Raw genomic sequence first — 11,987 nt, 5'->3', positions numbered from 1 at the left:
TACTAGGATAGGAGCGTTCTTTGGATATGTGGAATGCTTATCGCACTGAATTAATATGCCTGGTTAGCATGGTGAATGCATGTTTGAATGAATCTAAACATAAATTAATTTTTATTTGTTTCACGTGAAACTATGTGTCGGATATTAATTTGCATTGGCAAACTTTTCGATTCTGTCTATTGTCTCAATTCCATCTTGTTTACCAACTATCACTTTATCAACAACGTCCAAAAACAATCCATGTTCGACAACTCCTACAGTGTCGTTAAGTAACTCTGCAAGTTCCTTAGGAGCGCTTATTTTACCAAGATGTAAATCAATAATTAAGTTGTTTGAATCTGTTTTTACTAATGCACTTGCCACATTTGTTCTAAAACTTGGTTGAAATCCCATTTTCTTAAATTTATCAAAAACATGTTGTGAACCAAATGGTATAACTTCAACTGGTAACGGAAATGCTCCTAGATGATCAACTATCTTACTTTCGTCAACTATCCACATATTTCTATCAGAATTAGTTGCAACGATTTTCTCCCAAAGTAAAGCTGCACCACCACCCTTAATACCATTCAAATCGGAACTAATTTCATCGGCTCCATCAATGGTTAGATCAACATGACCAACTTTATCAATCGATGTCACATTCATTCCTAAACAACGGGCTTGATCAGCGGTTCTATTAGACGTTGAAATGCACACGATATTAAGACCTTCACTTTTTACTCTTTTACCCAAAGAATCCACCATGTAACTAACAGTCGTTCCACTACCTAAACCAACAATCATATCATTTTCTACATACTTAGCAGCCTCATTACCAACAGATGCTTTTAATTCATTTTGATTCATCACAATGCCTCCAAAATCTATATTTTTAATAAACTAAAGGTGCAACTTCAGCAATGCTAAAGTCACACCAGTGAGGTTCAGGCCATTCAATATTCAAGAGAACCAACCTTGTATAATCAATTTTGTACGTTTTCTTACTGTATTTTCTAAAGGAGAGATTTAAATGACTATTGTTTTCACTTTTAATCATTAAATGGCCAGTAACCTTATTTATTATGTTGAGTAAACTCTTTAACCAATTTGATCACATCATCGTTAGTCTCCGCATTCAATGCACTGTTGGCTAATTCTGACAGCTTTTTCGTATCTAATTTTCTCATCAAGGACCTTGTCTGAAGAATTGACGTCGCACTCATCGAGAATTCATCAAGCCCCATCCCCATCAGAATTGGAACTGCCACTTGATCTCCTGCCATCTCGCCACACATACCAACCCACTTACCTTCCTTGTGAGCATATTTAATAGTATTTTTAATCAATCTCAGTAAAGATGGATTATATGGTTGGTAAAGGTATGAGACACGCTCATTCCCACGATCTGCAGCAAAGGAGTACTGTATTAAATCATTGGTACCAATGCTAAAGAAATCGACATACTTAGCTAATTTATCAGCAATCATTGCCGCCGCCGGAATCTCCATCATCATACCAACCTCAATGTTGGCTCCAACAGGTACCATCTGTTCAATTAGCTTAGATTTTTCTTCTTCAAAGATCTTCTTGGCCTGTTTAAATTCATCCACAGTTGCAATCATAGGAAACATAATTGCCAACTTGCCAAACTCCGAAGCCCGAATTAATGCACGTAATTGTGTTCTAAAGATTTCCTGTCGGTCTAAACTGATTCGAATGGCACGATAACCCAAGAATGGATTCATTTCTTCAGGAAGCGGTAGATATGGCAAATGCTTATCACCGCCAATATCCATTGTCCTAATAACCACTTGCTTACCGTTCATACCGCTAACAACTTTTTTATAGGCTTCAAATTGTTCATCTTCAGTAGGTAACTCATTTGAATCCATGTACAAAAATTCTGAGCGCATCAAACCAACTGCTTCACCACCATTATCGATAACTGATTTGACGTCGTCTGGCGTACCAATATTCGCACCAATGGTAAACTGTTCACCGTTTAAACTGAGGCTGGGTGCGTCTTTTAATTTGGCCCATTCTTTGAGACGATTCTCAAACTGTCTTTTAGCCTTCTGAAACTTTTCTACATCATCCTCATTGGGATTAACAATTGCCATTCCATTAATCCCATCAATGATCACAGTGTCACCATTTTTAATTTTAGAAGTTGCGTCTTCACTTCCAACCACAGCTGGGATTTCAAGAGTTCGAGACATAATTGCAGAATGTGAAGTTCTCCCTCCAATATCCGTAATAAACCCTTTAACATAGTTTTTATTTAATTGTGCAGTATCACTAGGAGTTAAATCATGTGAAACAATAATTGACTCTTTGTCAATTAATGAAGGTGTTGGTAACGAAACTCCCAACAAATGACTGAGAACTCTTTTACAAACATCTCTAACATCGGCTGCTCGTCCCTTCATGTACTCATTGTCATCCATTGCCTCAAAGATGGATATAAATTTATTGGAAACATCTGACAATGCTTGTTCAGAATTTACTTTATCATTATCAATTTCATTCTCTATTGTTCCAATAAACTCTGGATCATTTAAAATGGCAATATGTGCTTCAAAGACCTGCGCCTCTTCCTCACCCATATTCTCCTCAGCATGCTTCTTTATTAGGGCCAAATCTTGTTTTGATTTTTCTAATGCTTTGCTAAAACGCAATTTTTCATTCTTACAATTTGCATTGCTAATTCTATCAAACTTTAAATTTGGCTCAGTAAGGACGTACGCAGTTGCAATTGAAATACCATTGCTTGCAGCGATTCCCTTTAATTTGACTGACATAGTCCACAACCTTCTTTATCTAATCATTAACCCATATATGTTAAATTTATTTTTCCAAAAAGTGTGGGTAATTGGTTCAAATATTGTCTATACATACATGAATTTTAAATAAATAATTACCTATCGAGCACCGAAATAACATCGCTAACGGACGTAGCCTCTTTCAAAAAGTGAAGCTTATCCTCATCACTAAGCTTTTTCATGAACTTGTCTAGCATTATGGGCTTGCCATCAAGTGAATCTGCAAGCAGTATTACAACTTTTACTGGTTCATCATCTATGCTGCCCCATTCAACTGATTGTTTTAGTGTAGCAATTGCAAAAGATGAATTTTTTACAAATTCATTACGACCATGTGGAATAGCTAATCCATTCCCGATGCCTGTGATACCCTCTTCTTCACGAAAATAAACGTCATCGATAAATTCTTTTTTATCAGTAATTTCACCTGTTTCGTAGAGCGCATCAACTAGTTTTGCAATAACAGATTTTTTATCCGTGTCATCAATACTGACAAGAATATTTTGAGGATTAATTGAACTTACTAAATTCATAACTACGCACTCCTTCATCAACAAAAAGTTTCTACAATATAATTAAATCTTACGTTCCTTTGATGAACAGTTAATAATCTAATTAATCCTCAAGTACTCACGCTTATGCTTCTCAATCCCAATGATCTACTTATTCCACAATGATTCAAATTGATTAACGATGTGTTTAACCGTAAAACCAAAGTATTCTTCAACAGCATCTCCATTGCCACTGGCACCAAATGTGTCAATACCGATACTTGCTCCATCCAGTCCAACATACTTTCCCCAGCCAAATGTACTTTCCATTTCAATTGAAATTCTGCGAGTAATTGATGATGGTAGAACAGATTCTTTGTACTCATCTGATTGTCGATCAAATAATTCCATACTTGGCATTGAAACAACTGAAATATCATAGGATTTTTTGGTCAATGCCTTTTTAGCCTCTAGTGCTAGTGAAACTTCCGATCCTGTGGCAATTAAAATACCATCAGCTAATCCCGTCTTAGCTGGAGATACAACATATGCACCTTTTGATACATCAGCGTCTAAAGTCTCCTTCATAACAGGTAACTTTTGCCGAGACAATACCATTACGTTGGGTGTGTCCGTCTCTTTAGCAATAACTTTCCAAGATTCAAACACTTCATTTGCATCTGCAGGACGAATTACATTCACGTTTGGCATAGACCTAAGTGCGGCTAATTGTTCTATTGGTTCATGCGTAGGGCCATCTTCCCCAACAGCAATTGAATCATGAGTAAATACATACGTCACTGGTAATCCTTGTAAAGCTGCGGATCTCACAGCGGATTTAAGATAATCAGAAAATGTAAAGAACGTACTGCCAAATACTCGTGTGCCACCATGTAATGCGATACCGTTCAATGCTGCCGCCATTCCAAATTCACGAACCCCAAACCATAAATTTCGATTTTGAGGGTTACATACTGAAAAGCGACCACTTCCAGTTAATTGTGTTTTATTACTTGATGACAGATCAGCAGCTCCACCCCAGAAATTAAGGTTGTTTTCTGTAATTTGCTGCATAATATCCGAGTTTGCAACACGTGTGGCAACTTCTTCGCCAACCTCTGCAGACGGTTCAATATCATCAAGATTCAATTCTGGAGAATTGTCTTCAGAAAAATACTTGGCTTGGGGATCATTTTTCTCAAACATACTAAACTCTTGTAGCCAAGTATCATAAGCCTTTTCACCACGTATTTGAATATTCTGAAATCGATCGTAGACTGTTTTTTCAACTTTGAAGGGTTCATCCGAATATCCTAATGCTTCTCTAGTAGCCTGAACATTGTCATCACCCAACGCTGAACCGTGCACCTTGTTGGTACCAGCGTCTGGTGAACCGTAGCCAATCACTGTTTTAATTTCAATAATCGCTGGTTTATCAGTTTGTTTTGCAGCTTCAATCGCACGATTAATTGAGTCTAAATCTTCACCATCACGAACACGTAAATAATCCCAACCGGCCGCTTGAAATCTCATGCTCTGGTCTTCAATGGATTCATTGCTCAAAGGCCCGTCCAAAGTTACATCATTCGAGTCATATAAGACGACGAGTTTATCAAGCTTTTCTTTGCCAGCGATGTTAATTGCTTCTTGACTTACACCTTCCATCAAGTCTCCATCACCAACAATTGCGTAGGTATAGTGATCAATAATGTCATAATCATGATTGTAAACAACGCTCATATGTTTTTCAGCAAGTGCCATTCCTACAGCCATTCCAATTCCTTGACCCAGCGGTCCAGTTGTGGCATCCACACCAACAGTGTGTCCATACTCTGGATGACCAGGTGTTTTAGAACCTAACTGTCTGAATTGCTTTAATTCACTTATTGGTAAATCGTAGCCACTAAGATGAATTAAGCTATACAACATTGCTGAACCGTGTCCTGCTGATAAAACAAATCGGTCACGATTAATCCACCCAGGGTTCTTTGGATCAACATTCATATGATAGTTCCAAAGAACATATGCCATTGGTGCCGCGTCAAGACAAATACCAGGATGTCCAGATTTAGCCTTTTGAATCATATCTACACTCAACATTCGTAAAGTGTTAACAGATAATTCATCTGTACTATCAAAAACCTTTTCGGAAGACAATTCTTGTGCGTTAATCATTACTTTCCCTCCATTTTGTACAAGACATGTTCAATACTTGAACCAGGTTTTAAAATCATCAATGAAAGCGCTTGCAATCATTACACAAATCGTCTATACTGTTTTTGTCAGGAACAGTATTATTCGATTAATGCTAAGAAGTCTTCCTTTTTCGGAAGGCTTCTTTTTTATTTTGTCAATTGCGAATATCAGTGGAACCATTTAATTTTAAAGATATTCATCAGTCTCGCTTTAGGATAAATACAACGAACGATGACATAGATGCTAACGGCAAACATCCCGTACCAACTAAACATAAAACCGCCAGTTTTTTGCGATGCTGTAAGTCCAAAATATCCAATAATCAGATAGAAGATAAACAGTACACAAATTGAAAAAATTAAGCCTCTAATAAATTTTCCAGTCTTACCTTTTTTTGTACTAGATTGCCGCATAATTAAAATACACCCTTTCATCATAATTTAAATTATTTAGTATCTTCCTCACGAATGGCTGTTGTTAATCCCGTCAAATTCAATGTCTTAACGTATTGGCGAATTGGATTCTTAATACGTTCAACAACGTAACGCTGACCATCAATATTATTTTTAGCTAAATTGCTGTATAACTTATTAATCTCAGCTTTCACTTCGGGTTCATCGTATACATAGTGACCAGAAACATCTAGAATAATTTGATATAAATCCGGACGTTTAAGTGCTTGTTCCACTGTCAATTTAGTATCGTCGCCTTCCATCCACTTGATCCAGCGGCCATTCTTAATTGCCTTTGTAAGCAATGTATGATATAAGTCAGAAGCATCATCTACCAACCCGTCACGATACAGCTGTTGTTCAACATCATATAACCTTAACAGTCCGTGGGTTTCTTCAGTGCCGTACTGTGGCGCCACATTAGCAGCCGTAATATGAGCAGGAGTTTGCATGAGTAGTGTTACATCATCCAAGTAATCTGCATTATGTTCCTTAAGTCCCACTCCATATTTCTTAGCCATCGTGGATAGGTCAATTGAATTTTCATAGTTCCATTCACCAACTTGTTCACCTAAACGGATCAAAGTACCTGTTTGACCAACGATGAAGGTTGGCATTGGTAATCCACGCTTATCAAGTTCACCTTTCAGGCGTTGGATGAAGTTTTCGTACTTATCAGTAGTAGTTAAGCCACCATTGGTTTCTTCAGTACCAACTTCATAACCAATTTCAGGCAAGTTACGCTTTTTACGTTCAGTTTCACAATATTCGATTAACTCAACGGTCCAATCAATTACGTTGTCCAAACTTACAACCTTGCCAATTTGGAATGGATCCTTTGTCGGGTCAATCATCAAAAGGTCAAATCCAGCCTCAATGTCTGCTAAATACGATTCCTTTGCAAGTTTCATAGCTTCTTCAACAGGCAAGTGATCATTACGTTCCTTATCCCGCTGCCAAGGACCACCATGGTCACGGCATAGATAGTACAATCCATTAAATCCGACTTCATCGGCAACTTTCTTAATATCGGCAGCGAATCTAGTTTGATCCCAGCCATTAACGTATCCACCACCAAGTTCATCTTTATCAACCTGATTACGACTAGCAATAAACATCAACGGAAAATCATCATCACGTGCTAATTCAAAACTTGCTTGTAATAAATTAGGTGACATTGGCCCGATACCTAATAACGTTGAAAATCGTCCATCATCTTGTAACTTCAACATATCAGTAACAGCACTTTTAATTGAAACCTTTTCAGTCATATTCAATTCCTCCAAAAGAATTTATTCGATTAACGCCATTTAGTTAAGCCATCTTTTCAAGCTTATTCATCAAAGCGTCAGCTTTTTCAATAATTTTAGTTGCACTCATTTGAACAACCTTCTTGCCCTTAAATCTATCTGTTCCACGGATACTTGTATCGTTTGTCAGGACAACGAAGTCAGCCGCAGAAATTTGATCCTTTGTTAAGGTATCATCAGCCCCACTAGCACCCTGTGTTTCAATATGAACTTCAATACCTTTGTCTTTTCCAGCTTTTTGAAGTGCCTCAGCAGCCATGTAAGTATGAGCAACACCACTTGGGCATGAAGTAACACCTACAATTTTCATTGAGATCATCTCCTAATCATTAAAAATTTTGAACATCAAAGTCAATGTCATCATCGTCATCAGAATTTTCCGTATGATCTTCTGCAACATATTTCTTCTTCGTGACTCCGACTATAACAGCAACAACAATTGCACCCATAGCAACCGCGGCTATATAACCTAACCTATGATCAACCACTGGTAGAACAATCAAGCCTCCCCATGGAGCATGGTTCAAGCATCCAAACATAAATCCTGATAAGCACGCCACTGCCGCTCCGATTGTATTTGCAGGTATGACTCTAATCGGATCAGCCGTAGCAAACGGAATGGCACCTTCTGTAATACCCATAGTACCCATTACCAACGCAGCAATACCGGCATCACGTTCCTCAGAACTAAATTTATTTCTGAAGATAAGTGTCGCAATTCCCAATCCAATTGGAGGTGTGGCACCAGCGGCACCAACCCCACCCATTAAAAACGGAAGAGTATTAACTTGCGTTTGCGCAAATGTATATGCAACCTTGTTAATTGGGCCACCCATATCAACACCAACCATGGCACCAAGTAAAACTCCAAGAGGAGCTTTAGCAGCACCGTGAAGACCATTTAAGAAATTAGTTAGCGCTTTCATTATTTCGGCGATTGGTCCACCTAAAACGAACACCATCAACCCACCAGCAATAAGTGTTCCCCCTAAAGGATAGATAAATATTGAGCTTAGGGTTCTAAAGTTAGCCGGTAATTTGATTTTTTTTAGTAAATTGACAGCATATCCAGCTAAAATACCGCCTAAAATACCACCAAGGAACCCTGCATGAATCTGAACTGCCAAATAAGCAGTAATAAATCCTGGAGCTAGACCTGGACGATCGGCCATACTAAACGCAAGATAGCCACCCAAAGCAGGTATAAATAACGCTAACCCCGCAGCACCAATTGAATTAAGCTTTCCTAACCACCCGGTTGTTGGTGCGGAAGGTTGACCACTAATCATAACGGAAAGTGCAAAAATAATACCGCCAGCAACCACAAATGGAATCATATAACCAGTCGCTGTCATCAAATGTCTTTGAGCTGGAGCCCACCAACTGGTTTTTTTCTTTTTAGCATTCTCAGCCATTTTGTATCACCCCTATGATAGATTTTGACTATCTCTTAGCAACTCCCGTACGCCTTTTTCTGGTAAGCTACGAAGCTTTTCTCTAAAATCCTCGTGCATCAACAAACGTGCCAGATTTGCCAAAATTTTGAGGTGCATATTTTCTTTTCCACCATGTGGTACCGCAATCAAGAAAATAAAATCCGCCTCTTTGTCTTCCGTCCAGACAACTGGGCGCCTCAGCTTACCAATGCCAATAGTCGCTTTCTTAACAAAATCACTTTGTGAATGTGGTAACCCAAAACCATAGCCAATATAAGTTGGCAATTCAGCTTCTCTTCCAAAAACATCCTTTTGAAATTTTTCCCGATCAACTAATTTTCCAGACTCACTCAACTTATTAATTACTTGCTCTATTGCTTCTTCCTTTGAATTAGCATCAATATCAAATGCAGTAACTATGTTAACAAAGCTAGCAACATTTTCCATATCTTTCACCTCGATCCCTTTCAACGACCATATGGTACCGCTTACACAAAAGTGCAACAAGACAATCTGATTCACTGAAATAGTGCAAAAATTGTGTACTTTAACAAACCCTGATATAATAACGAAAACGCTTACTTTTTAAAAAATGAGGTGATATCTTTGATAATTATTAGTTCAAAAAAACGTGTCAATTTACTTACTACATACTTTGTCGATCATGAATACGTGAATACTAAGGACATAGAAACTGAATTTACCATTTCCAAAAGAAGTGCATTTTATTGGATAAAGGATATGAATTTCCGGCTCGATCAAATGTCTCTTGACAATGCGCAACGCCTGACACAAAGCAAATACTATTTGCCAACTGACACAAAAAAAGCATTAATGCACTACGATAACTTGCAACAAAATGACTATCCAGTTGCCTACTCAAATAAGTACTCCCGACATGATATTATTCTTTGGAGTTTAATCCAAAACAAACAAGGAATCACACTCAACAACATGTCTAACTATTTTCACGTTTCAAAAAATACAATCATAAATGATTTTCAAGACTTAAAAGCTGATTTGCCAAAAGCCTTTTCGGTTAAAAACACCAGAAATGGTAAGCAACTAATCGGTAATGAATTAATACAACGATCATGGGTTTATCAAATTGTATGTGCCAATGAAAACCAGATGATTTTAAAAGAAATGCGTGGAGCTCACTACAGATACCTTCAGGACGAATTAAATTTATTACAGAGAAAAGGGAAAGTTGTTTTTAGTGACAATTCATTTGAAACACTAGCAACGTTTCTATCGTGGTGTCTTAAAAGAATTCAACTTAATCAAGACCGTTTCGTTGAAAACGTTCCAGAGTACTTAAATTTTGATGATGTCGTTTTGAAAGAATGGGTAGAAAGTTTAATGAATCACTTTAATATTCCTATAAAAGATACTGAAGTTAGTTACTTCAAAAACATTATTTATAGTGCACAGACAAAAAATATACCAAACTGGCAGTGCAACAGTGAACTTCCGGTTGATAAATTAGTTGATGAAATCATTAAACGTTTTACCCAAATATCTGGAACAAATGTTGACTCTGAACAATTAAGAAATGGATTGAAGGCTCACCTATTGTCAACATACCAACGGTTAGTCCTGAACATTCCATATAAGTCTCCAAATTTAAAAGAAATAAAAAATGATTATTCAGAATTAATGGATCTTACCAGCTTTGCGGTACAACCTTTTGAAAATTATGTTCATAAAAATCTATCAGAGGATGAGTTAGCTTTAATAACCACTTACTTTGGTGGTCAAAGTAACCGCATAAAAAATAATCAATCTTTTTCAACTAATATAGATGTATTGCTACTATGTTCAAGTGGGGTCGGAACCTCATATTTCCTTCAACAAACACTAAAAAGAAAGTACAATCGCATAAAATTTTCTCGTCCGCTCGGCATAAAGGAATTCAAGAAATTTAGTAACATCATAAATGCAAAACTAGTTATTTCTACTGTCGAATTAGAAAATAAGCAGGGTATGCAAGCTGTTACTGTACATGGCATTCCAACTGAAAAGGACTTCGAGTTAATTGATAAAGCTCTACATCAAGTCGGCCTAACCGCAATGCATGATGCAAATAAGCTTGCTAGAGATGTAATGGACATAATTTCAAATGAGGTAATGATAAATAATCCAGAATCTTTGAACAAAAAATTAGTTGCATATTTTAAAGATCAAGTTGATCCAGGATCAATCACTACAGAGGATAAAAATGATAAAACTCCATCAATTAAGGAGTTATTACCACAGGAAAACGTAAGTACAACTAAAAAAGAATTAAGCTGGAAACAGGCAATTCAAAAAGCTTTCATTCCACTTTTAAAGAATGATTCGGTTAGTGCAAGCTATGTAACAGAGATAATTAACAAGTTACAGGAAAAAGGACCATTCATGCTAGTAAAAGAGGGGGTGTTGCTAGCCCACTCCTCACCGTCATCAAAAGTATACAAAATTGGTATGTCTCTTTTAAAACTAGATAACCCGGCAACAATTGAGAATGAAAAAATAGATGTAATCATTTGCCTTGCGCCAAAAAAAGAAAAACAACATCTCCGTGCATTAAGTGGGTTACTTGAAATATTGCAAGACAATAGGAAATATACTCGACTTGTAAATGCAAAAAATAAGCAAGACTTGGTAACTCTTATTGATGATTTAAAGAATTAATATTTTTCGATGTTGACATGAAACGCGTTCCATAAAATATACTGTAAAAAAGTATAGGAAGTGTAATAGTGATTAAACATATATTTTCAGATATGGATGGTACTTTACTAAATTCAGGCCACAAAATTTCTGATATAACCATACAATTTGTCAGAGAATCCAATATTCCGTTTACACTAGTTTCAGGCAGAGCACCCCAACAAATGGAAGAACATATCAATCTATTAGGATTAGATTCCCCACAAATTGGTTTTAACGGAGGAATCATATTTAGCATAAAAAATAATGGAAGCCTTCACGTTCTTAAGGAATCACCCATGGATATTAACGTATGTAAAAATCTATTGTATATTTTGGGTGTGAATTTTCCAGAAGCCAGTTTATGTTTTTTTGATGAATATAATTGTTTTACATTCAAAATCGATGAAGGAATTAACATGTTTCGAGAAGTGTCACCTCAAAATCCGATTATTGCCGACATTAATTCTTTTTTTTCAAAAAATAGAAAAATTTTAAAGGTAACTGTTATTTGTCCAAAACAAAATCTGATTGATAAAATTATTTCACTACTTAATTCCATAAATTTAAAAACCCCGATTTAAAATTGAAGTGCAACACTTGA

11 protein-coding genes are annotated in these 11,987 nt (G+C 36.7%); 2 read left to right on the top strand and 9 right to left on the bottom strand.

The window, feature by feature from the left end; all coding sequences use genetic code 11:
• Positions 1–144: 144 nt before the first annotated feature.
• The 9 genes from rpiA to FD16_RS12000 all read right to left on the bottom strand — a co-directional run bounded on the left by rpiA (position 145) and on the right by FD16_RS12000 (position 9,136).
• Complete coding sequence (rpiA, locus tag FD16_RS12040) at positions 145–849, bottom strand: ribose-5-phosphate isomerase RpiA (protein ID WP_010622493.1); 705 nt, start codon at positions 847–849, stop codon at positions 145–147.
• A 206-nt stretch (positions 850–1,055) separates the two neighbouring features.
• Positions 1,056–2,783 (bottom strand): phosphoenolpyruvate--protein phosphotransferase, encoded by a 1,728-nt coding sequence (ptsP, locus tag FD16_RS12035; RefSeq protein ID WP_010622492.1) that lies wholly within the window; start codon positions 2,781–2,783, stop codon positions 1,056–1,058.
• Positions 2,784–2,899: 116 nt separating this feature from the next.
• A complete protein-coding gene (locus FD16_RS12030; protein WP_010622491.1) occupies positions 2,900–3,337 on the bottom strand; it encodes a PTS sugar transporter subunit IIA in 438 nt (145 codons plus the stop codon).
• 126 nt (positions 3,338–3,463) lie between these two features.
• The gene (tkt, locus tag FD16_RS12025; RefSeq protein WP_010622490.1) at positions 3,464–5,470 is read right to left on the bottom strand and encodes a transketolase; all 2,007 of its coding nucleotides are present in this window, start codon (positions 5,468–5,470) and stop codon (positions 3,464–3,466) included.
• A gap of 188 nt (positions 5,471–5,658) precedes the next feature.
• The gene (locus FD16_RS12020; protein WP_162097675.1) at positions 5,659–5,904 is read right to left on the bottom strand and encodes an RTA1 domain-containing protein; all 246 of its coding nucleotides are present in this window, start codon (positions 5,902–5,904) and stop codon (positions 5,659–5,661) included.
• A 32-nt stretch (positions 5,905–5,936) separates the two neighbouring features.
• The gene (locus tag FD16_RS12015; RefSeq protein ID WP_010622488.1) at positions 5,937–7,214 is read right to left on the bottom strand and encodes a class II D-tagatose-bisphosphate aldolase non-catalytic subunit; all 1,278 of its coding nucleotides are present in this window, start codon (positions 7,212–7,214) and stop codon (positions 5,937–5,939) included.
• Between the two features lie 43 nt (positions 7,215–7,257).
• Positions 7,258–7,563 (bottom strand): PTS fructose-like transporter subunit IIB, encoded by a 306-nt coding sequence (locus FD16_RS12010; protein ID WP_010622487.1) that lies wholly within the window; start codon positions 7,561–7,563, stop codon positions 7,258–7,260.
• Positions 7,564–7,582: 19 nt separating this feature from the next.
• Positions 7,583–8,668 (bottom strand): PTS fructose transporter subunit EIIC, encoded by a 1,086-nt coding sequence (locus FD16_RS12005; RefSeq protein ID WP_010622486.1) that lies wholly within the window; start codon positions 8,666–8,668, stop codon positions 7,583–7,585.
• A 12-nt stretch (positions 8,669–8,680) separates the two neighbouring features.
• Positions 8,681–9,136 (bottom strand): PTS sugar transporter subunit IIA, encoded by a 456-nt coding sequence (locus FD16_RS12000; RefSeq protein WP_010622485.1) that lies wholly within the window; start codon positions 9,134–9,136, stop codon positions 8,681–8,683.
• A 159-nt stretch (positions 9,137–9,295) separates the two neighbouring features.
• Between FD16_RS12000 and FD16_RS11995 the strand changes: the two genes are divergently transcribed.
• Both FD16_RS11995 and FD16_RS11990 read left to right on the top strand, forming a co-directional pair.
• Positions 9,296–11,365, top strand: coding sequence for a BglG family transcription antiterminator (locus tag FD16_RS11995; protein ID WP_010622484.1), 2,070 nt, complete (start codon positions 9,296–9,298; stop codon positions 11,363–11,365).
• Between the two features lie 68 nt (positions 11,366–11,433).
• Positions 11,434–11,967 carry an HAD family hydrolase gene (locus FD16_RS11990; RefSeq protein ID WP_056938565.1) on the top strand — a complete coding sequence of 178 codons (534 nt, stop codon included), beginning with the start codon at positions 11,434–11,436 and terminating at the stop codon, positions 11,965–11,967.
• Positions 11,968–11,987 lie beyond the last annotated feature (20 nt).

This window comes from Paucilactobacillus suebicus DSM 5007 = KCTC 3549 (genome assembly GCF_001434475.1).
Taxonomy (GTDB): Bacteria; Bacillota; Bacilli; order Lactobacillales; family Lactobacillaceae; genus Paucilactobacillus; species Paucilactobacillus suebicus.
This window is presented reverse-complemented; position numbering and strand designations above follow the sequence as displayed.